Below are 22,223 nucleotides of genomic sequence, written 5' to 3' on the forward strand. Positions count from 1 at the left end.
TTGTTCCTTAACCTTTCTTAGCAGCGACGGCTGAGACGTCAGAAGCGTCCCGTACACTGACCTTCATACCTGGCTGAACCCGTTGCAGGCCTTCCGTTACGACACTTTCGCCGCCCTGCAATCCTTCAGCCACGAAATAGCCATGAGAAGTTTGTGCGCCAAGCCGGACAGGACGCGCCTCGATGCGCTGCTCAGCATTCACCAGCAGAACAAAATATCCTGTCGCGTTTTGCTGCAGGGCCTGTGCCGGCAATACCGGCAACTGCTCTCCTGCACGCGGCTGCGCGGTGACATTAACTGTTCCGCCTGGCAATAAACGATGCTCAGGATTGGCGACCGTCAGCCTGACCGGCAAAGTCCCCGTTTGGGCCTCGATGCGGTTCCCCAATGACTCGAATACCGGGGTTTTCATATAAGGTGAGCCATCCGATAAGCGCAGAGAGAGCGCCATATGGGTGTCAGAAAATGCCTGCCCGAGGTCACCACTGGTGTGCGTGGCGCTCAGAACATCCCGTTCGTTGACCGAAATCACCACACGAACGGGATCAAGTTGCACAATTTCCGTCATCACTCCGCTGGCCGGGCTGACCAGACTGCCGGTATGAAAATGACTCACGCCAATGCGTCCGGAAATAGGTGCGGTGATACGGGTGTAACTGAGCTGGAGTTCCTGCGTTTTCAGTGCAGCCTGCGCTTGCGCCACGGCTGCGCGGGCGGTATTACGTGCGGCGAGCGCGGTATCGACATCGGACTGACTCACCGTGCGCGCATCCCCCAGCCGTTGAATACGGTTCAGATGTGTCTGGGCGTGGCGCGCAGTGGCATTGGCACTGTCCAGTTGCGCCTTTGCCTGAGCTACGGCAGCCTGATGCAGGGCCGGTTCGATTTCATACAGCAGATCCCCGGCATTCACGAACTGCCCTTCTTCAAAGGCGCGGCGTGCAATAAATCCTTCCGTCCGGCTGGTGATATTCACCGCCTGAACCGCCTCAAGACGTCCGAGATAAGTACGGCCGGCACCGTCAGCCTGGGTTTCGAGGGTGGCAGTGGTCACCACGGCCAAAGGCTGCTCAGCCTGAACGACCTGCGGGGCGATGAATAATGTCAGCAGTACCGGAATGGCGGCAAAACGTTTTGTTGCAGTAAACCGTTTTGTTGCAGTAAACATAGTGTCACTCTCCATGTGATGCCGGATGCCGCTCTCTTTGAATTCAGGGAAAGAAACCTCATCAGGAAACATCAAATATAAGACAATAAAAATATTCCTAATTGGAATTAAAAAGGATTATAAATATCATCCGATCACATAAGCTGATCTCGATCAGGTCTGAACAAAACCCTAAAAGTCTTTACGATTTATTTAAGAAACGTTGAGTCTTTCCGACATAAACACTGCGTAATTGCAGACTATTAGCCATTCCAGAAACCTGAAACAAAAAACATTCGATATTATTAATCACTGTTGAAACTAATATTTTTACTCAAATTTTTAGAAGAAAAGTAAACTTTACCGTCGATGACAAAAACTGACAAACCCTTGCCAGGTCTGCCTTGCACTAAAAACCCCGTAATCCCGCGCGGATAAAACGAAAGCATTGAATAAGATCATGTTAAAAACATCAAAAATAATGAAAGAGTAAAATTAATCGTCTCTTTTGGAAATAATAGTTTGCCAGAATGTTTCTAAATGTTTAATTTCCAGAAAAAGCCGCTATTGAGATTGCCCGTTTATGTTGTGGAAAAATACGCCCGTCCGGTTTGGTCATATTTCTGTAATGCTGCACTGGATTATTGCACTGGCCGTATACGGATTATTTGCACTGGGATTATGGATGGTCGGACTGGGATATTACGACACCTGGTATCACCGTGCGCCGGAAATACATAAAAGTATTGGCGTGCTGGTGTTTATTGCCATGATATTTCGTCTGGCCTGGCGATTTATTTCGCCGCCGCCTGCGCCTCTTGAAAGCTATAGCGCGAAAACCCGGATCGGCGCGTGGCTTGCCCATGTCCTGTTATTTATCGGGTTGTTCGGCATTCTTATCAGCGGTTATCTCATTTCGACGGCGGAAGGCCAGGCCGTCAGCGTCTTCGGCTGGTTTGAACTTCCTGCGACGCTGTTCGGATTGAATCAGCAGGCGGACATTGCAGGCACCCTGCATCTGTGGCTGGCGTGGGGCATTGTGATTGTCTCGGGGTTCCACGCCCTTGCCGCACTTAAACATCATTTTATTGACCGCGACAGTACCCTGACACGCATGCTGGGGCGCTGATGCGGTTAACGTTCTGCTCTTTACTTAAGTTGTTCACATTATGGATAAACGGAGAATAACCATGTTAAAAAAAACCACACTCGGCCTGACGCTGGCATCCCTGTTACTGGCCGCCGGTTCTGCCACCGCCGCAAATTACAAAATTGATAAAGAAGGCCAGCACGCCTTTATCGAATTCCGTATTAAACATTTAGGTTACAGCTGGCTCTACGGCAGCTTTAACGATTTCGACGGTGGATTTACTTTTGACGAGAAAAATCCGGCGGCGGATAAAGTGAATGTGACCATCAACACCACCAGCGTGTTTACCAATCATGCCGAACGTGACAAACATCTTCGCAGCGCTGAATTCCTGAATGTCGGCAAACATCCGCAGGCAACGTTTACATCAACGTCAGTGAGAAAAGAAGGTGAGGCTCTCGAAGTCACCGGTGACTTCACGCTCAACGGCGTCACCAAACCGCTGACCCTGCAGGCCAAATTGCTCGGTCAGGGCAAGGATCCGTGGGGCGGCTATCGCGCCGGTTTTGAAGCAGCAGGCACTATCGCGCTGAAGGATTACGGGATCACCACCGATCTGGGTCCTGCGTCTCAGAATGTGGAGCTGATTATTTCCGTGGAAGGTGTGCAGGAGAAGTAATTCAAATTCACTGCGCCAAAAAAAGCCCTGAACAGCAAATGCCATTCAGGGCTTTTTGTCAGTCCGACGTCAGTCAGTCGTTTTCCGGAGCCGGTATATGCATGGTGGTTTGCAACAAGCCTTTAGACTTATTGAAAATCTTAATGCCATTTTCACGGCCAGCGCGCAGCGCACGCTGTTCTTCCACCGGCAGCTTCAGTTCGGTCATACAGATTTCGCTGCAACAACCGTCAAACTTCGCCGCACACGTCGGGCACTGAATAAACAACAGATGGCAGCCGTCGTTTTTGCAGTTGGTATGGTTGTCGCACGCTTCGCCACACTGGTGGCAATGCGCGATCACGTCATCAGAGATGCGCTCACCCATGCGTTCATCAAAGACAAAGTTTTTGCCTTTAAATTTGACCGGTAAACCCTGCTCTTTCGCACGGCGTGCATATTCGATAATGCCGCCTTCAACGTGATACACATTCTTGAAACCGTTATGCAGCATGTAGGCGCTGGCTTTTTCACAGCGGATCCCCCCCGTGCAATACATCACGATTTTTTTGTCTTTGTCTTCTTTAAGCATATCAACGGCCATTGGCAGCTGATCGCGGAAGGTATCCGATGGCACTTCTATCGCTTTGTCAAAATGTCCCACTTCGTATTCGTAGTGGTTGCGCATATCAACAAACAACGTGTCCGGATCGTCAATCATGACGTTGACCTGTTCGGCTTTCAGGTACTCACCCACGTTTGAAGGATCGAAAGAATCATCATCAATCCCGTCCGCCACGATACGGTCACGCACTTTGAGACGCAGCACCCAGAAGGATTTACCGTCATCTTCCAGCGCCACGTTCAGACGAATTTGGTCCAGCGCCGGATGGCTGGAAAACAGCTCGGTTTTAAACGCCTCAAACTGACTCTGCGGAACACTGATTTGTGCGTTAATTCCTTCTTTTGCCACGTAAATACGACCAAACACGTTAAGACGCGTCAGGCTGACATACAAAGCATCACGGAAGGTTTTCGGATCTTCGAGCTGGAAATACTTATAAAAAGAAACTGTGGTGCGTGGCTCGGTTTCAGCCAACATGCGCGCCCTGAGTTCCTCATTAGAAATACGGTTATGTAACACTGGCATGGTGTACGTTCCTGTCTTTCAGGGGAATTTAACTATTGGATACCGAATAGCTACTTTTGAAGCGGCAAGATTATACATTAAAGCAACAACGAGGACATCTTCCGTTGCAAATTCATCCGAAGAAAAACACCTGCTGTTCATTGCCCATGTTTTAAATGCGATAACCTATTCTTAGATGTTACCCATCCCGGTGAACTCTTCACTACGCTGAATTTTAAGGGGCATGAAATATGAGTAAGCTTTTTGAACCGATTTCCTTAGGCAAGCTGACGCTGGAAAACCGCATTGTGATCGCACCAATGTGTCAGTATTCCTCCGATGAGGGAAAAGCCACAGCCTGGCACCATGCCCATCTGGGTCAGTTGTCCTTCTCCGGTGCAGGTCTGCTTATCCTTGAAGCCACTGCCGTGGAAGCCGCAGGACGTATTTCTGCCGAGGATTTGGGGTTATGGGACGATGCCACTGAAGCGGCGATGAAAGATCTGATTACCGGACTGCGCGCCAACAGCAAAATGCCGCTGGGTCTGCAACTGGGACACGCCGGTCGCAAAGCTTCCTGCGCTGCACCGTGGAACGGTGGCGCGCAAATCCCAAAATCTGCCGGCGGCTGGCAAACTGTCGCACCTTCCGCTGTTGCCTTTACAGAGGGCACTGAAGCACCTGAGGCGATGTCTCTGGCACGTATTGATGAGCTGAAAAAAGCGTACGTGGAGACTGTCCGTCGCGCTGATCGTCTGGGCTTTGACTTGCTCGAACTGCACGGTGCTCATGGTTATCTGCTGCATCAGTTCCTGTCACCGCTTTCTAATCAGCGCACGGATCAGTACGGTGGCTCACTGGAAAACCGTATGAGACTGCTGCTGGAAATCTTCCAGGAAATCCGTGCCGAATTCCCGGCTGAAAAACCGATTGGTGTGCGTATTTCTGCCACTGACTGGGTGGACGGGGGCTGGGATCTGGAGCAATCCATTGAACTGGCTAAAGCGCTGGATAAACTGGGTTGCAGCTATATTCACGTCTCCAGCGGTGGCCTCAGCCCGCATCAGAAAATCGCCGTTGGCCCGAACTATCAGGTGCCTTTCGCTGACGGCATCAAGCGCTATGTGAAAATGCCGGTGATCGCCGTAGGACTTATCACCGAACCGGAGCAGGCTGAAGCCATTATCGGCACCGGTCAGGCAGATATGATTGCCCTCGCACGTGGCATTTTATACAACCCGCGCTGGCCGTGGCATGCCGCAGCGAAGCTGGGTGCCAAAGTCTCGGCTCCGAAACAGTACTGGCGCAGTGAGCCTCACGGGCTGAAAGGTCTGTTCCATTCGGAATAATCCCTCAGTCACAAAAGCACAACAGGCAGCCTTCAGGGCTGCCTGTTGAATTGACAAAAAACGTTTCTCTACTGATATTTGATGCCATGGATACCGTGGCAAAACGGATGAGTACATAAAAAAACCACATTGTTTTCCATTCACCCAATCCATAAGTAAAATGAGGTATTAGTGCCGTGAATTTTCACCTCATACAAAAAAAATGCCACAATGTTGCACTTTGCTGCAAATAATTACGAACAACCTTTATTCCCATAGAAATATGGATGTATTTCCGTGGCAGGCTGCTGCACTAGACAGAGCTTATAAACTTTCTACTTCGATCGATTGACGCAGAGAATCTATGACTCAGGTACCGACTTTTAACCTTTCGTTGCTGCACCCACGCTACTGGATCACCTGGCTTGGTCTGGGGTTGCTGTATGCGCTGGTCTTATTACCTTATCCGGTCATTTATCGACTTGGCACCGGACTGGGCCGCTTCTCTATGCGTTTTCTCAAGCGTCGCTATAAAATCGCGCAGCGCAATATCGAGTTGTGCTTCCCGGATATGCATCCGGAACAGCTTGAAGATATGGTGGTTAAAAACTTTGAATCCGTGGGAATGGGCTTATTTGAAACCGGCATGGCCTGGTTCTGGCCGGACTGGCGTATCGAGCGCTGGTTCAAAGTCAGCGGTCTGGAGCATATCCAACACGCACGTGACAACAAACAGGGCGTGCTGCTGATTGGCGTGCATTTCCTCACACTGGAGCTGGGAGCCCGCATTTTCGGCATTCACAATCCGGGCGTGGGCGTTTATCGTCCGCACGACAATAAACTGATGGACTGGATCCAGACCAAAGGGCGTATGCGTTCGAATAAAGGTATGCTCGATCGCAAAGATCTCAAAGGCATGATCCGTAGTCTCAAGCAGGGCGATATCATCTGGTATGCACCGGATCACGACTACGGCCCGCGTGCCAGCGTATTCGTCCCTTTCTTTGCAGTGGATAAAGCCGCCACCACCACCGGCACCTACCTGCTGGCGCGAATGGGCAAACCGGCCATTATCCCGTTCACCCCGCGCCGTCTGCCGGGGGGAAAAGGCTATGAGATGATCATTCATCCTCAGGTGGCTGACTTCCCGCTGGATGATGAAGTTGTCGCCGCGACCTATATGAATAAAGTGGTGGAGGATGAAATCCGCCAGGCGCCGGAGCAATACATGTGGCTTCACCGCCGCTTCAAAACGCGCCCGCAAGGGGAACCGTCGCTCTATAAAGCGCTCAGAGATTAACGTACAAAACCGGCGGGCTCAGCTTCTGCCGGTTTTTTGATTTGCTTCGACAGTTTTTTTGACAGACATCTTCAAACTTATCAGATTTTATCCCATCCCGTTTAGGCCAATACTCTCTGCATAATTTCTTCACGTGATTACTCCGCTGATTTTGGAGCCGCGTGCCCCCTGCCCGCTTCCGGGCATGTTACCTTCAAAAGGAACACATTATGTTGGCTAAACTGAACGCTTCTTTTACCCGCGCCATTGATCATCAGGATTTCGGTAAGCTGCTGTTACGTTTGACTTTTGGTATTCTCATTTTATTTCACGGCGTGGCTAAAATGGAAAACGGCGTTGGCTGGATTGCCCAGATGTTACAAGCTGAAGGCCTGCCTGGTTTCATCGCCTATGGCGCTTACATTGGCGAAGTAATAGCTCCGGTGCTGATTATCCTAGGTATTTTCACCCGCCCTGCTGCGCTGGTGATGGCCTTCAATATTTTAGTCGCTGTGTTCCTGGTAGTGGCCGGCAAGTTCTTTACCATCACGGAAGTCGGTGCATGGGGTCTGGAAGGTGAAGCCATGTACTTCTTCGGTGGTCTGGTGATCATGTTCCTGGGCAGTGGTCGTTACTCCATTATGAAGAACGAAGCCCTGCGTTAATCGTTCCTTTTTTTGCGTCATCCTGGTCAGTTATTAAATCTGTGTCTGTCGCGGCCAGCTTCGTTGCTGGCCGTTTTTTTTGGATTTTTCCCCCTTGGTTTGATCTTCTTTACTCCACCGATTTTCTTAAACCTGTATATTCGTTCTTCTTGTTACAGTTCATTAACATCATTGAAGTGAATGATAATTAGGCGCATAATTATCAAGCCAATTGATTGTTACTTGTGCTCTGCCTTGTTTCGTCTGTCATTCCAGAGCGAACCTGACCTCTTTTTTCGGTATTTTATGACTCCGGCACCTGAACCTGAAATCGCACCAGATCCTATAAACTGGAAACGTAATCTGTATGTCGCCTGGATTGGCTGCTTCCTGACCGGTGCCGCATTCAGCCTGATCATGCCGTTCCTGCCCCTGTATATAGAAACCCTCGGTGTGACCGGCCATGAGTCCCTGAATATGTGGTCGGGGCTAGTTTTTAGTATTACCTTCCTGTTCTCCGCTATCGCTTCACCTTTCTGGGGCGGACTCGCTGACCGTAAAGGTCGAAAGATCATGCTGCTGCGTTCCGCGCTGGGCATGGCCATTGTCATGGCGCTGATGGGCTTCGCACAAAATATCTGGCAATTTCTGATCCTGCGCGCGCTCCTCGGGCTTCTTGGCGGATTCGTCCCTAATGCCAATGCGCTGATCGCCACCCAAATTCCGCGCAATAAAAGCGGCTGGGCGCTGGGCACGTTGTCAACCGGTGCTGTCAGCGGCGCACTGATCGGCCCGCTGGTCGGGGGATTGCTCGCCGACAGTTACGGTTTACGTCCTGTATTCTTCATTACCGCCTGCGTGTTATTCCTGTGTTTTCTGATGACGCTGTATTTCATCCGCGAGCAGTTCGTGCCAGTGAACAAAAAAGACATGCTCAACCGTAAGCAAGTTTTCGCTTCGCTGAAAAATCCCAAGCTGGTGTTATGTCTGTTCGTCACTACGTTGATCATTCAGATTGCGACCGGTTCAATTGCGCCGATACTGACGTTGTATGTCCGTGAACTGGCGGGTAATACGCAGAACCTGGCGTTTATCAGCGGGATGATTGCCTCAGTGCCAGGTGTTGCTGCGTTGATGAGTGCGCCCCGTTTGGGCAAACTTGGCGACCGGATTGGACCGGAGCGCATTCTGGTGGCGATGCTGGCGCTGTCAGTGTTCCTCCTGATCCCCATGGCTTTTGTCCAGACGCCGTTACAACTGGGTATTTTGCGCTTTCTGCTGGGGGCCTGTGATGGCGCACTGCTTCCCGCCGTGCAGACGTTACTGATTTATAACTGCACCAATCAGGTTGCCGGACGCGTATTCAGCTACAACCAGTCTTTCCGCGATGTGGGGAATGTCACCGGTCCGTTATTGGGAGCCGCGGTCTCCGCCAGTTACGGCTTTCGTACGGTATTTTTCGTCACGGCGATGGTCGTGCTGTTTAATGCGGGATATTCGTACTGGTGTCTGCAACGCCGGCCTAAACAGGCGATGGCAGACTAGTGCCTGACAGGCGTCGCAGGAGTTATTCTGATGCTTGCCTCTAGACGGTCCAGTCACGCAGAGCCAGAACCACGCGATAACCATCAATATCCTCAAAGGTTTTACCACATTCATCCCAGTAGGGATTAAACGAAGGCACGGCGATAAAGCCCGCTTTTGACATCAGCTCGCACTGCCTCTGCCACTCCCCGTTATCCGGGATATAGAACACCAGGAGGTTGTCCGGTGTCGGCGCCCGTCCTGCCGATGTACCGTGGTGATGCGTGAATTCAAGGTGGTAATGGTGATGCGGATGCCCCACCAGCACGCCGTCAAATCCCTGATGATCGCTAAAATTCCCGATCACCCCGAAACCCAGCCCCTCACAATACATCCGCACTAACGGCTCAAGATTATCCGTCGGACGCGCCACCCGCAGAACTGCCTGTCGTGAAACCATTTGCACCCTCTTTACTTGTATCTGATGAAAGTCACCGGCAAGAAATTGAGAATAGCAGAAAAAAATCCGACTGATTTGGTCTGAAAACTTGCATCCTGTCAGTTATCGACAACAATCATTTAATCAGGTTTTTCACTGTCAGATGGTCGTTACTTGTTCATTAATAACGCTATTTGCTACACCCCCTATTTTCCTTTCAACTCAGGAGACAACAATGAGCATGTACGCAACGCTTGAAGAAGCTATTGATGCCGCCCGCGAAGAATTTCTCGAAGCTGCGCAAGACAGGATCCAGGGCGATGAAGAGCCCGTTCCGGATCAGTTCAACCTGCAAAAGTACATCATGCAGGATGGCGATATCATGTGGCAGGCAGAATTTCTCACCGGTGAAGGCGAAGCTGTCGACGCACTGACATTCCGCAGCGGTGCGGCAGCGCAGGCTATCTTTGACGAGGACTATGACCAGATAGAACTTGAAGAAGAGTGGGATGACGAAGCCACGTTATATGAATGGGATGAAGGCGAATTCCAGCACGAGCCGCAACTTGATACGGAAGAAGGTGAAGCCGCAGCGGAAGAATGGGATGACGAAGACGAGTATCCTGGCCGCGATATCGATTAAGGGCACGGATTAAGACTCATTCATAAGGCCCGTGGCGTGCATCAATCGGCAACATAAAGGTGTCGACAATCATTGATAAAGGGACGTCAATGACGGTGACGTAGCGCCACGGGCTGTCACGTAAATCCCACTGCACACCGGGATAATACTGGTTGCCGTGTCCCTGCCCCGGAACAGTACGGCTGATGATACTGCCGCAACCGGCAAGCAGAATGGTCAGTAACGCCAGCACAAATCCACGAAAAACAACCCGAGTAATCACTCACACAACCTGTCGAATCAAATTAAAAGAAGCACGCTCTTCAGCGCAAAATTGCGCTGTCAGCTTAGCACGCGTGTGCTTCCTGCAATGTTAAGGGGAGGTAAAATTTACAGCGGAAACCGCTAAAGATTACCTGTCTTCGCACCTAAAGAAAACGGGCAGTATGTTCACACATACTGCCCGTTTTTAGCCCTGCACTGTCAGTCAGGCGGGTTTTACTTCCAGCGTCTGCGTAACAGGGAATGCCTGGACATTACGCGGCAGCTGATTGTAGTAAGCGCCCCATGCCTGGTGATCCGGTTGCGTCCACACCGCTGAGTGTAAACGTGCCATCAGCACCGGATCGCTCAGCAGAATCAGACGATCCGCTTTACCCAGATCCTTAGGACCGGTTTTCAGCGCATGATCCAGATGAGCACGACGTCCGTTTTCTACTGCATCACGCAGCAGATGGCGGGAAGTGGCCATCGCCGTTGCCAGTGCATTGAAGCCCGGATCAAATACCGCGTGCATGAAGCCATTTTGCAGCTTACGTTCACGGTTAAGCGTCAGGTATTCTTCAGTCGCCACCAGTTCACGCGGAGGATTGTACTCTTCCGGGATCAGGAACAGCTTGGCTCTTTTACTCTTAATCCCAAGCGTTGCCCGGCTCGACAGCACCGAAACAATTGGCGAGAGGATCAGAGAGAAGACGATTGGCGCCAGCCACCACAGGAAACGCAAGTCCAGCCACGCCATACCGGCCGCCCAGACAGCACCCAGCAACAACTGAGATCCGTGACGTTTAAAGGCTTCGCCCCATGGCGTGTCATCATCATCACGCTGCGGTGAGTTCCAGACTACTTCCCATCCCAGGAACGCGCTGACCACGAAAACGGTGTGGAACAGCATACGTACCGGCGCAAGCAGTACCGAGAACAACATCTCAAGGAACATCGAAACCAGCAGGCGGAATGCACCGCCAAACTCTTTCGCGCCCTTCGCCCAAATCAGCACGATACTCAGCAGCTTCGGCAGGAACAGCAAGACCATGGTGGTCGAGAACAAGGCTATTGCCAGCTCAGGACGCCACTGCGGCCACACCGGGAATAACTGGCGTGGTTGCAGGAAGTATTGCGGTTCCATCAGCGTATGAACGACCTGCAATGCCGTAGACAATGCAAGGAACGTAAACCACAACGGAGCAGAAAGATAAGACATTACGCCCGTCAGGAACACCGCACGGTGAACCGGGTGCATCCCTTTAACCAGGAACAGACGGAAGTTCATCAGGTTCCCGTGACACCAGCGGCGGTCGCGTTTCAGCTCATCCAGCAGGTTTGGCGGTAACTCTTCGTAACTGCCCGGCAGATCATAGGCAATCCACACGCCCCAGCCTGCACGGCGCATCAGCGCGGCTTCCACAAAGTCATGAGACATGATGGAACCGGCAAATGAACCTTCGCCCGGCAATGGCGCCAGCGCACAGTGTTCGATGAACGGCTTCACGCGGATAATCGCGTTATGGCCCCAGTAGTGAGATTCCCCCAACTGCCAGAAGTGCAAACCGGCAGTGAACAGCGGGCCGTAAACACGGGTTGCAAACTGCTGGCAACGTGCATACAGCGTATCCATGCCTGACGCTTTTGGCGCAGACTGAATAATACCGGCGTTCGGGTTAGCATCCATCAGACGCGCCAGACCGGTCAGACATTCACCGCTCATCACGCTGTCGGCATCGAGAATAACCATGTAGGCATATTCCCCGCCCCAGCGACGGCACCAGTCATCAATGTTTCCGCTTTTACGTTTCACACGGCGACGGCGACGGCGATAGAAGATACGTCCGTGACCTTCAACATCGCGGCACACTTCCATCCAGGCTTTTTGTTCCGCGACGCAAATATCCGGATCGTAACTGTCGCTCAGTACGTAGATATCAAACTGGTCCAGGTCACCGGTTGCTTTAACGGATTCATACGTTGCACGAAGACCCGCGAAAACGCGCTCCACGTCTTCGTTACAAATTGGCATGATCAGCGCAGTACGGTTGTTCGGATTCAGCGGCTCATTGCCCTTAGTCGATGCCGTAATGCTGTATTTGTCGCGACCAATGAGCAATTGTAAAAAGCCCATCAGTGCGGTCCAAAAACCGGCCGAAACCCAGCAGAACAATATCGCGAACAGCACCAGAATACCGGTCTGTAAGACATAAGGCAGCAATTGCAGAACCGACTGTTGCCAGTCCTGATTCAACATATCGCTTGGGTCGATGAGCGCCCAGCCCTGATAAGGCAGGATGGTTTTCATATACCAGGTGGCGATCGCCGTTTGCACCAGCATCAGGATAAGCAGGATGTAACGACGAACAGAACCCGCATGGCGCCAGCGCTTTTCCGACTCAGGCATTTCTGAGGCACGATGGCGGGAAGCCGCACTGCGCCCCATCAGGTTATCCCAGAAACGACCGACCGGGTTGGTGCGCCAGACATCAGGGAACATGCTGGAGCGTTTAACCGGTGGCATTGCGCTGGCGATGGTACGGCCTTCGTTATCGACTTCGTCCAGAGAACCCTTCTCCCGGGCGTCTGGCCAGCTTGCGCTGACGCGTGCTTTGACTGACACCAAAGGGGCATCAGGATCCGCAGCATCAACGATGGCCGACACATCACCGCCTAAGCGGTGATGGACGGTTGCAAAAGCCTGCTCTTCAGCAACGGGAAGCTGCTGAGTGAGCGCCGCTTTCTGTTCATCAGTAAGCGGCAAAGCTTCTACATAATCTTGAGTAGAGTGCGTTGACTTATTCATTTGCAGGCAGCTGATAGCTCCAGGTTTCACTCAGAGTTTTGTCGCCATTGGCCAGAGAAGCGCGCATTTCAATCGCTTTCTTCGGATCCTTCACTTTCAGACGCAGGGTCAGACGCCAGCCTTTAGTGACAGGATTATAGCGGACGGAGTTTTCAACCAGATCACCGTTGTCACCAACGCTGACCTGAGACGCCACCGGAGTGTCGCTCTTCAGTGCTTTCAGATTTGGACCGACGAAATCAATCAGGAAAGCAACACTGCCATCTGGCTCACGGATCAGGTTCGACTGTTTCACATCACCGGTAGAACGCATTGTCCGTTCAACCCACGCCAGATCAGGAGAATGTAACTTCTCCTCTTCACGGGTGAAGTGTAAACGATAGTTCAGACTCAGCGGTTTGCCTGCATCCGGCAATTGATCCGGTGTCCAGAACGCAACGATGTTGTCATTGGTTTCATCAGCCGTCGGAATTTCGACCAGCTCAACTTTACCTTTGCCCCAGTCGCCTTTGGTCTCAACCCAACCGCTCGGACGCAAGTCGTAACGATCGTCCAAATCTTCGAAGTTGGAGAAGCTGCGACCCCGTTGCAGCAGGCCAAAACCTTTCGGGTTTTCCATTGAGAACTGGCTGACCGCAAGGTGTTTCGGATTGTTCAGCGGACGCCAGATCCATTCACCGTTACCGGCATGAATCGACAGACCGTTGGAATCATGCAGCGCCGGACGATAGTTCAGTACCGGTGAAGGCTGATTTGCGCCAAACAGGAACATGCTGGTTAATGGTGCCACACCCAGCTTGCCCACTTTGTCGCGCAGATAAACCTGAGACTGCACATCCACCGTCGCTTCTTTGCCAGGGTAAACGTCCAGACGGTAAGCACCGGTTGCACGTGGAGAATCCAGCAACGCATAAATGACTAAATGTTTTTCATCCGGGTTTGGACGCTCGATCCAGAACTCGCGGAAACGCGGGAATTCTTCGCCGGAAGCCAGTGCCGTGTCGATTGCCAGACCACGTGCAGACAAGCCATAAACCTGACCTTTACCGATGACGCGGAAGTAGCTGGCACCCAGCACACTCATAATTTCATCATCTTTGTCGGCTTTATTGATCGGGTAAAGCACTTTGAAGCCGGCAAAGCCGAGGTTTTTCACTGAGTCAGCGTCATGTTTGACGTTGCCAAAGTTGAAGTAGTCCGGGCTGTATTTGATTTCTTTAACTGAGTTCGCCGTCACTTCGTTGATTTTAACCGGCGTGTCGAAGTACATACCCTGATGATAAAACTCAAGCTTGAAAGGCGTATTCAGGTTTTTCCAGTACGCTTTATCATGATTGAATTGAATTTGTTGGTAATCTGCGAATTTGAGATCGCGGAACTGAGACGGAAGATTGCTTTTCGGCGCTTCGTAACCTTTATCGGCTAATGCCTTCGCTTGTTTGGCAACATCATCTATAGAAAAAGCCCAGGCAGATGAGGTGAACATGGTCATCAACACTGCGGCACTTAGCAAACGGACTTTGATCATACGTGACCCTATGGAAAAATTTTTATCCGACACCTTGTCTCCTTTTACGCGCGCTTAACTCGTTAACTGTAACTATTTTAAGGGAAGTGTCAGGTTTCCGACAACTTGAGCAGTCGATGGTTCAGCCATTGATGAACCGTTTAAGCGCAACAGGATACAAGGATATCAATTCGTTGAAACTCCGGCTATGGAAACTTGTCCTATAACAAAGCATGTTTTAAGGTTAGAAACTAAACTAATGTCAACGAAGGTCATTTTTGCTTACTGGTAAAATTAGGCCTAAAGACAAATCACGCTCTAAAATTAGGATGAGCTCTCTACCACGGATACGTAATGAAAGAACAGAAACCACAACGTGAGTTCTTCTTAGACTCCATCCGCGCATATTTGATGCTGCTGGGTATTCCTTTCCATATATCATTGATTTACTCCAGTCATATCTGGGCGGTAAACAGTGCAATACCCTCTGACGGCCTGACAATATTCAATGATGTCATACACGCATTCCGGATGCAGGTGTTCTTTGTCATCTCCGGGTATTTTTCTTATATGCTGTATGAGCGCTACAATCCCCAGCAATGGCTGAAGGTGCGCCTGGAGCGCGTTGCCATCCCGCTGGCGGCGGCCTTCCCGCTCATCACCCTTCCTCAGCTCTATTTCCTGATGAAATTTACTGATAAGTTCTCCGGCTGGAACAACATGGGTTTTTATCAGAAAATTAATGCCACCGTCTGGGAACTGGTCTCCCATTTATGGTTCCTTTTAACGCTGGTTATTCTTACCAGTATTTGTTTTTACCTCTTCAAATATATTAAAGAAATTAAGAGTAGTCGTATTCAAATTATTAAAAGCCGGACAAACAGCTTAGGAAAACTCTCAATTATATTTTTGTTTATCGGTTTAATTTACGCGGCATTTAACAGAAGCCTGTATCTTTTTGCGCCTGAGCTACTTTCAAACGGTGCGTTTAATTTCATCGTTATGCAGACGTTGTTTTATCTGCCATTTTTCGTCATCGGCGCGTTTGCTTATAAATTCTCCTGGCTGAAAGAGTTGTTCCTGAAACCTTCGGCAACGGCGGGTGTAGTCAGCATCTTCCTGTTCGTGGCTTACATGTTCAATCAGCATGTGAATACCCCGCAGCTTTATTCGATGGAGATTGATGCCATCATCACTACCCTGCTGGGCATCCTGATGGTTAACGTGGTGTTCTCGTTCAGCCATTACCTGCTAAATTTCCAGGCACCGTGGATAACCTATCTGGTGAATTCATCGCTGTTTATCTACCTGATCCACCATCCTTTAACGCTGATTTACGGTGCTTTTATTACGCCGAAGATTCAAAGCGACTGGCTGGGCTTCCTGTTGGGACTGGTGTTTGTGTTCGGTATCGCGTTCTTCCTGTATGAGGTTCACAAACGCATCCCGATCCTGCGTTTCCTGTTCTCAGGTAAACCGCAGCATCCGGTAAAGAAAAACGCTTCTGAGCCGACGCCTCCCCAAAATCAGGCATCCTGATCACTCTGCGGACAGATTTGCGGACACAAAGAAAAGGCGGCCCTGCTGATGCAGCGCCGCCTTTTTAATTCCTGAGCCGGCGCTTTATCAGCGCCCTGTCTGAATCGACGGGATCACAGACATCCCCACTTTCAGACGACAGGCATCAGGCTGATGCGCATCCAGCACAATTTTCACTGCCAGACGCTGGACAACTTTAGTGTAATTTCCTGTCGCGTTATCAGGTGAAATCGGTGAAAACGTCACGCCGGTTGCCGGCGAGATACTGTCCACTTTGCCTTTCAGCACCACGCCCGGCAGCGCATCGACTTTAATTTCTACCGGCAGCCCGGTATGCACATCACCCAATTGAGTTTCCAGATAGTTCGCCACAATATACGCGTCCTTCAGCGGCACAATCGCCAGAACGCGAGTACCCTCGCTAACATATCCGCCAACACGCAACGAACGCTGGCCGACCACGCCGTCCACCGGTGCGGTAATTTCAGTATAAGAAAGATTCAGTTTGGCCTGCGCAAGCGCCGTAGCCGCTGAATCGATTCCAGCTTTAGCCTGCGCCTGCTCTGCTTTCAGGACATCCACCTGCTTTTCAGCGCCCAGTGCCGCGGCTATATCACTTTGCTGCGAAGCCAGTTTTGCACGTAAATTGGCATCAGATTCATCACGTGCATCCGCGGTACCAGACCCATTTTGCAGCAGTCGTTTGTAGCGATCCGCGCTCTGGCGCGCATAAGCAATGCTTGCGGCATCTGAATTCACCAGTGCCTGCGCCTGCAAAATAGTTTGCTGTTGCTTAGCCAGTTGTGCGGTAAGGCTGAGCATCTGCGCATTGGCTGTTTCCAGATTAGCTTCAGCAGTCAGCACCGCGTTGCGGTAATCCCGGTCGTCTATTTTTGCCAGCACATCGCCCGCTTTCACGCTCTGGTTGTCCTGCACATAAACCTCAGCGACAGTGCCGGAAATCCGCGGAGCAACCAGCGTGGAATCCGCAGAAACAAAGGCATCATCGGTGACAGGCCGCGAGTTTCCGCTGAGGATCCAGAAAGCGATGACCGCCAGAGATATCACCACCACAGCGGCAACCAGCCAGCTCAGGCGGACGGATGAGGTTTTAGTCATGATTCTTTTCTCTCGTTTTTTTTATAGTAAATTCAAATAGTCAGGTGATGCTGCTTTCAGGGGCGCTTAACCAGCGACTGAGGCGGATAAGTCCGTTTCGGCAAAACGGCGGCCAGCAAAACCAGAAACAGTGCCAGCCCGATGATGACCATATAGGTGTCTGATATCCCCAGCACGAGCGCCTGCTGTTTCACACCTTTGGAAAACTGAGTCAGAACTTCTGTCGAAATCGCGGCACCATTGCTGTTCAGCGGCGCAAGAAAAGTGCTGTCGCCGGCATAAGGCTGGGACAGCAGATAACTCACACTGCCGGCATGATTAAGTAAAACACTGGAATGAAACTGTTCACGATGGCTGACAAAAACCGCCACAAGCGAGCCGCCCATGACACTGCCCAGCCCGCGGGTAGTGTTGAACATCGCCGAAGCAAAAGGCCCTTCCTGAGGCTGAACCACGCTGGTGGCGCTCATCAGAATCGGCAGCACCGCCATCGGTTGCCCGAAAGCCTGCATTATCTGGATCAGATAAAAGTTTTCGCGCGACCAGACACCGGTGATCTGCATTCCCAGAAAACAGGACAAACCCACCAGCCCTAACCCGCAGGCCAGCACCCAGCGGCTGTCTATCCAGCGCATGGTCAGCACGAAGGCCACCAGCGGCGCGAGCAATAACTGCGGCAAACCTATTGTCAGCGCCAGCGGCCCGACCTGCACTGCGCGGAATCCGCCAGCTTGCTCCATATAACTGGCAGGCAATGCCGAGCCGGATAAGAAAAGAAACATCAGCGCGAAGAGCGTGATCAGGCCATGCGCCAGATTATGCCGACGCAGCATCTGTAATTTGAAAAGAGGCAGCGGATGGTGCCATTCATTTACCAGGAAAAGTGTCAGCAGGCCGAGTGCACCGAAAAACATCAGTGTAATAAGCGAAGAGTTGAACCAGTCCAGCCGCTCGCCCTGCTGCAACGCCAGCACTAACAGAGTGATCCCTGCGGGCCCGGTCAGCATTCCCACGGTATCCATCTGTTTAAAACGCTCAAGGCGTAACGGATCCTGTGGCAGACCGTAACCGATCATAATGAACGCCAGAAGACAGGGCGGGATCACCTGCCAGAATACCCATTCCCAGCCAACGTAATCCGTCCAGATTGCCGCCAGTGAAGTGGCCATATTTGGCCCGAACGTCGCCGTCAGCGCATAGGCACTCAGCCCGTACAACTTAAGATGCGGCGGCATGAATCGCAGTGCCGCCGTCATCAGCAACGGTGGTAACGCACCGCCAAAAATCCCCTGTACAGCACGTAATGCGATAAACACTGGCAAATTGGGGGAATAAGGCAGAACCGCTGCCAGAACCAGAAAGCCCGTCGTGGCAAACAGAGTGAAACGACGTAGCGAAAACGTCATAGCAAACCACGGTGCCAGCATCATCGCTGAAACTTCCGCGGCCTGATAAGCACCAGTCAGCCATGAGCCCTGATCTGAACTGATACTCAGCGCGCCGCGCACATCCGCGAGCGCGATATCAGTGACACGGTTGTTAAGACCTGAACAGAGCGAGGCGATTAATACGCCGATTAGCCCGATCACCAGCCTCAGGGTGAAAGGCTGCGGAACAGGCATCGTGGCGGCAGGTGCCGCGGTGACTGACTGATTCATAGATTCATCAACTCATTAACTTCACCGCTTTATGGGTACGGTGAGAGGAAAAGGCAGGTTTTGTACCGCATGAGCTACAAACATCGGGTAGATCACATATATTTCGATGCAATGCACCACATCGTGATACACGCAGAAATACTATAATACGGTGCACTGTATTGCAATGTGATTAAAATTGTTTTTCACTCGCCGAGCCATTACATTGACCGCTCAGGATCCAGATTGGGATCACCCTTGGGTGAAAAGGAGAAATGATGGCTCAGGACATTCCGGCAGACGAAGAACGCAGCAGTGGGATCCAGGTTATCTCGCGTGCCGCGACCATTCTAAATGCACTGGGAAAACACCCGCAGGGTATGAGTCTTGGCGCAATTGCCAATGAGGTAGATCTGCCCCGCTCAACCGTGCAGCGCATCGTCGCGGCGCTGGCCGAGGAAGGTTTAGTGCGTTCGGAAGGCAGCGGTGGCGTGCGTTTAGGCCCGACACTGCTGAAACTGGTTTCCACCGTGCATACTGATGTGATTGCCATCGCCTCCCCTTTCCTGCGCCAGCTTTGCGACATCACGCAGGAAACTGTTTCACTGGGGCGTGCGAGTGGCCGCCAGATTGCCAATATTCACAGCATCGTGGCCGAGCGGGAATTACGCGTCGTTCCCCGCGTCGGTTTGAATCTGCCGATCTACAGCACATCAGGCGGCCGCGCCCTGCTCTCGCTGAAAACGGATGAAGAAATCCGCATTCTGGTGGGTGAGGTTCTGGAACCGGCAACCGAGAATACCGTCCGCACAATTGATTCCCTGCTGGAAAAAGTTGCCGTTGTGCGTGAAAGCGGAATGGCGATGGAAGAAGGCGAAACCGTCAGCGGCGTCACCACACTTGCCGTGGCAATAGATACGATCCTGGGGCGATACTCCGTCTCCGTACTTTTCCCGACGGCCCGCCGCGCAGCCAAAGAAGCACAAATCCGCGAAGCCTTGCTGGAGTGTAAAATGGCCCTGATTGGTGAAATCGGCAAGATGGGTGAGAACAAATAACAGTGCGAAAAATGAATAAAGGAGTTTCCGTGTTTGATGTCATTTTATTGGCTGTGGACGGTTCAAAGCAGTCCCCTTTTGTTACAGCTCTTGCCTGTCAGTTGGCTAAAGGCCAGTCTTCTACCGTCTATGTCACCTGTTGTGTTGATGAATCTTATGCTCTGGAAGACAACGGAGATGAACCGGGGGAAATTGTTGATTATCCGCCGGCTGAAGCAGAGCAAAATACCGCGCGGGCAGTCGTCGGTCAGGCAATAGACACGCTGAAACAGGCAGGTATCCGTGCCAAAGGTAATCTGATTGTCGGGCCTGCGGGTGAAGCGCTGGTGGCTGAAGCCGCAAGAATCAATGCTTGCGTGATCGTTATCGGCCACCGCCAGCTTTCCACTTTTGGTCGCATGATGAAAGGTTCGGTCAGCGCCGAAGTGATCGAAGGTTCGCCCTGCCCGGTGCTGGTTGAAGTTCGGGGTAATTAAACTCTTAGTTATAAACCCGTAGTGATAAACTCATCGTTATAAAAGCAAAAAGCGCCGGACGGCGCTTTTCATTATTCACAAAGAAAATAAGTGTTTAGCAAAAGTATTACTTGGTATTTATCAGCCCCATCGATTTTGCCCACTCACTGATGTGATCCCGGTAAAAGAAAGTGATATCCAGTTCCAGCGAGCTTTCTTTCGACGGCGTTACTGTGCCTAAACAAGGATATTCCTGTGGCCGATATTCAAAGAGAAAATCATCCATTTCCTCATCGGTCAGCAGTTTATCTCCCTCCATATCATCCTGATAAAAATAGGCATTCAGCATCCACACCCGGTACTCATAATCATTTTTAATCAATTGCATAGGGATAATCTCGGTAAAAGACATATTACGTACCTGAAAAATTTTCCCTAAGGTGCAGCTATGACATCAGGCACGCGTCGCGTTCGAGCCATCCATTGCTGATTTCATATAACAAGAAATTAACATATCAATGGCCTTTAGCAAGCAGCAATTACTCTGAAAAATTCATTCTATGAACATTTAGTTATTAGCGGGCAGGATGTTTGAATTAAATATAATTTAAAAAAATAGATTAAATTATATTATTAATGTTGTGATTAACTCAGCTAAAGGAATTTCAAAAAATAGAGGGGATTCGGCATAAGAGGTGAGAGGAACAGAACTGACATTGGGGATGCCTTCGCATCGCCACTGCCAACCCTGTTCCCTGAATCTGTTTTACTGCGTTTCACCTGAGAATATCTGATACCTGTTACGCATTACCAGCGTCCTGGCGGAGGTCCTTCGCGCCAGTGCCCCGGAGGACCATCATGCCAGTAACCTGGCGGCGGACCTTCGTGCCAGTGCTCATGGTGCCAGTAACGCGGCGGTGGTGGCGGAGCTGGCTCGTAATATACCCAGTGACCACGCCCTTCATCACGATAATGATGATCCCACCAGCCTGGCGGACGCCAGTCGCCACCGTCCCAGTAGTACCCGCGGTTGTCACGATCGCCGATATGCAGTGACAGGCCAGGCATATTAACTCCGAGCTCGACGTCTGCATGTGCGATAGCTGGCAAAGTTAGCAAAACGGCGAGAACTAAAATCAATTTTTTCATTGTGAACCTCACGACCTGCTTATCAGGTGGTGACAAAGTACCGCCAGCTATCTTCCTGTTCTATAGGAATTTATCCCAAAAAAAACGCCTTAACACTACCCTTACAGTTGCGTCAAAATGCCGTTGCCGATAACCGGTTGCAACGCTATGTCAGCAAAGGATATTCAGCTAAAAATCGCCAAAGAGAAATAAATGACAGATACAAAAAAACCGCCGAAGCGGTTTTCTTTTTGCTGCATAGTTGTACAAAATCAGATTTTGCAACCTTCGCAGTCACTTTCGTCCTGAACGGCTTCAGGCACTTCAGCTGCTTTTTCAGCCGCTTTGACTTCAGCGGTTTCCAGTGCAGCATCAATGTCAAAATCAAAAATATCGTCGCTCATTCTCATCACCTTAATTGTTCGAAATCGGCCTAAGTATAACGATCCGCCTCAGGAGATGCCGGTTTTTTTGTGCCCTGAAGAGGGCGTAAAGGCCACACACGCCGCAAAAACCCGCAGGATTTGCATAAACACCTTTCGGAAACCATAGTTATAGTGAATATAACGGTGTCACGGAGACACTTTTGCTGAAAATACGAGGAGAACCGGATGACGACGTCAAACATCAAAGCCTGGGCAAATACCCGTGAAACGTCTCACGAAATCGCTGAGGCTATTTTCGAACTGGCTAAAAACGACGAGAAGCTGGCGCAGAAAATTTGGGAAGAAGGAAACGATGAGGTTCTGCCTATCGCCTTCGCTAAAACCAAGGACGACTATCTGTTCTGGGGCGAAGAGAAAATTGACCGGAAAAACGTCTGATTACACTCAGCTAACTCGTTAAGAGC

General features: G+C 50.9%; 22 protein-coding genes. 11 read left to right on the forward strand and 11 right to left on the reverse strand.

All coding sequences use genetic code 11. The annotated features are described in order from the left end of the window. Positions 1–7 precede the first annotated feature (7 nt). Positions 8–1,168: an efflux RND transporter periplasmic adaptor subunit gene (locus tag J1778_RS07520; RefSeq protein ID WP_217172636.1), complete on the reverse strand. Its 1,161-nt coding sequence runs from the start codon at positions 1,166–1,168 to the stop codon at positions 8–10. 562 nt (positions 1,169–1,730) lie between these two features. Here J1778_RS07520 and J1778_RS07525 point away from each other — a divergent pair. Together J1778_RS07525 and J1778_RS07530 are read left to right on the forward strand one after the other, a co-directional pair. Further along, on the forward strand, positions 1,731–2,276 hold the full coding sequence (locus J1778_RS07525) for a cytochrome b (protein ID WP_217172637.1): 546 nt from the start codon (positions 1,731–1,733) through the stop codon (positions 2,274–2,276). A gap of 61 nt (positions 2,277–2,337) precedes the next feature. Next, positions 2,338–2,916 (forward strand): YceI family protein, encoded by a 579-nt coding sequence (locus J1778_RS07530; RefSeq protein WP_217172638.1) that lies wholly within the window; start codon positions 2,338–2,340, stop codon positions 2,914–2,916. Positions 2,917–2,989: 73 nt separating this feature from the next. Here J1778_RS07530 and trhO read toward each other — a convergent pair whose 3' ends face one another. After that, on the reverse strand, positions 2,990–4,045 hold the full coding sequence (gene trhO, locus J1778_RS07535) for an oxygen-dependent tRNA uridine(34) hydroxylase TrhO (protein WP_217172639.1): 1,056 nt from the start codon (positions 4,043–4,045) through the stop codon (positions 2,990–2,992). 230 nt (positions 4,046–4,275) lie between these two features. On the opposite strand from trhO, the gene J1778_RS07540 reads away from it, so the two are divergent. The 4 genes from J1778_RS07540 to mdtG all read left to right on the forward strand — a co-directional run bounded on the left by J1778_RS07540 (position 4,276) and on the right by mdtG (position 8,820). Continuing rightward, complete coding sequence (locus J1778_RS07540) at positions 4,276–5,373, forward strand: NADH:flavin oxidoreductase/NADH oxidase (RefSeq protein ID WP_217172640.1); 1,098 nt, start codon at positions 4,276–4,278, stop codon at positions 5,371–5,373. A 343-nt stretch (positions 5,374–5,716) separates the two neighbouring features. Next, positions 5,717–6,652, forward strand: a complete 936-nt coding sequence (locus J1778_RS07545; RefSeq protein ID WP_217172641.1) for a Kdo(2)-lipid IV(A) acyltransferase — start codon at positions 5,717–5,719, stop codon at positions 6,650–6,652. 209 nt (positions 6,653–6,861) lie between these two features. After that, positions 6,862–7,296, forward strand: coding sequence for a DoxX family protein (locus J1778_RS07550; RefSeq protein WP_217172642.1), 435 nt, complete (start codon positions 6,862–6,864; stop codon positions 7,294–7,296). Positions 7,297–7,581: 285 nt separating this feature from the next. Then, positions 7,582–8,820 carry a multidrug efflux MFS transporter MdtG gene (mdtG, locus tag J1778_RS07555; RefSeq protein WP_217172643.1) on the forward strand — a complete coding sequence of 413 codons (1,239 nt, stop codon included), beginning with the start codon at positions 7,582–7,584 and terminating at the stop codon, positions 8,818–8,820. 40 nt (positions 8,821–8,860) lie between these two features. Here the strand turns inward: mdtG and J1778_RS07560 are convergent, their stop codons facing one another. After that, a complete protein-coding gene (locus tag J1778_RS07560; protein WP_217172644.1) occupies positions 8,861–9,259 on the reverse strand; it encodes a VOC family protein in 399 nt (132 codons plus the stop codon). A 214-nt stretch (positions 9,260–9,473) separates the two neighbouring features. Here J1778_RS07560 and J1778_RS07565 point away from each other — a divergent pair, with 214 nt between their 5' ends. Continuing rightward, positions 9,474–9,881: a MysB family protein gene (locus J1778_RS07565; protein ID WP_217150988.1), complete on the forward strand. Its 408-nt coding sequence runs from the start codon at positions 9,474–9,476 to the stop codon at positions 9,879–9,881. A 16-nt stretch (positions 9,882–9,897) separates the two neighbouring features. On the opposite strand, the gene J1778_RS07570 is transcribed toward J1778_RS07565, so the two are convergent. The 3 genes from J1778_RS07570 to J1778_RS07580 form a co-directional block, all read right to left on the reverse strand. Then, positions 9,898–10,143 carry a YceK/YidQ family lipoprotein gene (locus J1778_RS07570; protein WP_217172645.1) on the reverse strand — a complete coding sequence of 82 codons (246 nt, stop codon included), beginning with the start codon at positions 10,141–10,143 and terminating at the stop codon, positions 9,898–9,900. Positions 10,144–10,347: 204 nt separating this feature from the next. Further along, complete coding sequence (gene mdoH, locus J1778_RS07575; protein ID WP_217172646.1) at positions 10,348–12,930, reverse strand: glucans biosynthesis glucosyltransferase MdoH; 2,583 nt, start codon at positions 12,928–12,930, stop codon at positions 10,348–10,350. Continuing rightward, positions 12,923–14,458, reverse strand: coding sequence for a glucan biosynthesis protein G (locus tag J1778_RS07580; RefSeq protein WP_217172689.1), 1,536 nt, complete (start codon positions 14,456–14,458; stop codon positions 12,923–12,925). Before J1778_RS07580 ends, mdoH begins: the two co-directional genes overlap by 8 nt. A 333-nt stretch (positions 14,459–14,791) precedes the next feature. On the opposite strand from J1778_RS07580, the gene mdoC reads away from it, so the two are divergent. Further along, complete coding sequence (gene mdoC / locus J1778_RS07585) at positions 14,792–15,976, forward strand: glucans biosynthesis protein MdoC (RefSeq protein ID WP_217172647.1); 1,185 nt, start codon at positions 14,792–14,794, stop codon at positions 15,974–15,976. 87 nt (positions 15,977–16,063) lie between these two features. Here mdoC and J1778_RS07590 read toward each other — a convergent pair whose 3' ends face one another. Next, positions 16,064–17,095 carry an HlyD family secretion protein gene (locus J1778_RS07590; protein ID WP_217172648.1) on the reverse strand — a complete coding sequence of 344 codons (1,032 nt, stop codon included), beginning with the start codon at positions 17,093–17,095 and terminating at the stop codon, positions 16,064–16,066. Positions 17,096–17,151: 56 nt separating this feature from the next. Beyond that, on the reverse strand, positions 17,152–18,753 hold the full coding sequence (locus J1778_RS07595; protein WP_217172649.1) for an MFS transporter: 1,602 nt from the start codon (positions 18,751–18,753) through the stop codon (positions 17,152–17,154). 257 nt (positions 18,754–19,010) lie between these two features. On the opposite strand from J1778_RS07595, the gene J1778_RS07600 reads away from it, so the two are divergent. Next, positions 19,011–19,790, forward strand: a complete 780-nt coding sequence (locus J1778_RS07600; RefSeq protein ID WP_217172650.1) for an IclR family transcriptional regulator — start codon at positions 19,011–19,013, stop codon at positions 19,788–19,790. A gap of 29 nt (positions 19,791–19,819) precedes the next feature. Then, a complete protein-coding gene (locus J1778_RS07605) occupies positions 19,820–20,266 on the forward strand; it encodes a universal stress protein (RefSeq protein WP_217172651.1) in 447 nt (148 codons plus the stop codon). A 106-nt stretch (positions 20,267–20,372) separates the two neighbouring features. On the opposite strand, the gene J1778_RS07610 is transcribed toward J1778_RS07605, so the two are convergent. The 3 genes from J1778_RS07610 to J1778_RS24710 all read right to left on the reverse strand — a co-directional run bounded on the left by J1778_RS07610 (position 20,373) and on the right by J1778_RS24710 (position 21,777). Continuing rightward, on the reverse strand, positions 20,373–20,657 hold the full coding sequence (locus J1778_RS07610) for a hypothetical protein (protein WP_238484606.1): 285 nt from the start codon (positions 20,655–20,657) through the stop codon (positions 20,373–20,375). Between the two features lie 395 nt (positions 20,658–21,052). Next, the gene (locus J1778_RS07615; protein ID WP_217172652.1) at positions 21,053–21,394 is read right to left on the reverse strand and encodes a DUF2502 domain-containing protein; all 342 of its coding nucleotides are present in this window, start codon (positions 21,392–21,394) and stop codon (positions 21,053–21,055) included. 251 nt (positions 21,395–21,645) lie between these two features. After that, the gene (locus J1778_RS24710) at positions 21,646–21,777 is read right to left on the reverse strand and encodes a hypothetical protein (protein WP_013576285.1); all 132 of its coding nucleotides are present in this window, start codon (positions 21,775–21,777) and stop codon (positions 21,646–21,648) included. Positions 21,778–21,984: 207 nt separating this feature from the next. Between J1778_RS24710 and J1778_RS07620 the strand changes: the two genes are divergently transcribed. Beyond that, positions 21,985–22,197: a YccJ family protein gene (locus J1778_RS07620; protein ID WP_095921306.1), complete on the forward strand. Its 213-nt coding sequence runs from the start codon at positions 21,985–21,987 to the stop codon at positions 22,195–22,197. Positions 22,198–22,223: the final 26 nt, after the last annotated feature.

The sequence above is a fragment of the Rahnella bonaserana genome (assembly GCF_019049675.1).
Classification (GTDB): domain Bacteria; phylum Pseudomonadota; class Gammaproteobacteria; order Enterobacterales; family Enterobacteriaceae; genus Rahnella; species Rahnella bonaserana.

What these genes read in the sequence shown, in the direction of transcription:
- J1778_RS07520 (WP_217172636.1), bottom strand. Translation starts at nt 1,168, where the DNA reads ATGTTTACTGCAACAAAACGGTTTACTGCAACAAAACGTTTTGCCGCC.
- J1778_RS07525 (WP_217172637.1), top strand. Translation starts at nt 1,731, where the DNA reads ATGTTGTGGAAAAATACGCCCGTCCGGTTTGGTCATATTTCTGTAATG.
- J1778_RS07530 (WP_217172638.1), top strand. Translation starts at nt 2,338, where the DNA reads ATGTTAAAAAAAACCACACTCGGCCTGACGCTGGCATCCCTGTTACTG.
- trhO (WP_217172639.1), bottom strand. Translation starts at nt 4,045, where the DNA reads ATGCCAGTGTTACATAACCGTATTTCTAATGAGGAACTCAGGGCGCGC.
- J1778_RS07540 (WP_217172640.1), top strand. Translation starts at nt 4,276, where the DNA reads ATGAGTAAGCTTTTTGAACCGATTTCCTTAGGCAAGCTGACGCTGGAA.
- J1778_RS07545 (WP_217172641.1), top strand. Translation starts at nt 5,717, where the DNA reads ATGACTCAGGTACCGACTTTTAACCTTTCGTTGCTGCACCCACGCTAC.
- J1778_RS07550 (WP_217172642.1), top strand. Translation starts at nt 6,862, where the DNA reads ATGTTGGCTAAACTGAACGCTTCTTTTACCCGCGCCATTGATCATCAG.
- mdtG (WP_217172643.1), top strand. Translation starts at nt 7,582, where the DNA reads ATGACTCCGGCACCTGAACCTGAAATCGCACCAGATCCTATAAACTGG.
- J1778_RS07560 (WP_217172644.1), bottom strand. Translation starts at nt 9,259, where the DNA reads ATGGTTTCACGACAGGCAGTTCTGCGGGTGGCGCGTCCGACGGATAAT.
- J1778_RS07565 (WP_217150988.1), top strand. Translation starts at nt 9,474, where the DNA reads ATGAGCATGTACGCAACGCTTGAAGAAGCTATTGATGCCGCCCGCGAA.
- mdoH (WP_217172646.1), bottom strand. Translation starts at nt 12,930, where the DNA reads ATGAATAAGTCAACGCACTCTACTCAAGATTATGTAGAAGCTTTGCCG.
- J1778_RS07580 (WP_217172689.1), bottom strand. Translation starts at nt 14,458, where the DNA reads ATGATCAAAGTCCGTTTGCTAAGTGCCGCAGTGTTGATGACCATGTTC.
- mdoC (WP_217172647.1), top strand. Translation starts at nt 14,792, where the DNA reads ATGAAAGAACAGAAACCACAACGTGAGTTCTTCTTAGACTCCATCCGC.
- J1778_RS07590 (WP_217172648.1), bottom strand. Translation starts at nt 17,095, where the DNA reads ATGACTAAAACCTCATCCGTCCGCCTGAGCTGGCTGGTTGCCGCTGTG.
- J1778_RS07595 (WP_217172649.1), bottom strand. Translation starts at nt 18,753, where the DNA reads ATGAATCAGTCAGTCACCGCGGCACCTGCCGCCACGATGCCTGTTCCG.
- J1778_RS07600 (WP_217172650.1), top strand. Translation starts at nt 19,011, where the DNA reads ATGGCTCAGGACATTCCGGCAGACGAAGAACGCAGCAGTGGGATCCAG.
- J1778_RS07610 (WP_238484606.1), bottom strand. Translation starts at nt 20,657, where the DNA reads ATGTCTTTTACCGAGATTATCCCTATGCAATTGATTAAAAATGATTAT.
- J1778_RS07615 (WP_217172652.1), bottom strand. Translation starts at nt 21,394, where the DNA reads ATGAAAAAATTGATTTTAGTTCTCGCCGTTTTGCTAACTTTGCCAGCT.
- J1778_RS24710 (WP_013576285.1), bottom strand. Translation starts at nt 21,777, where the DNA reads ATGAGCGACGATATTTTTGATTTTGACATTGATGCTGCACTGGAAACC.
- J1778_RS07620 (WP_095921306.1), top strand. Translation starts at nt 21,985, where the DNA reads ATGACGACGTCAAACATCAAAGCCTGGGCAAATACCCGTGAAACGTCT.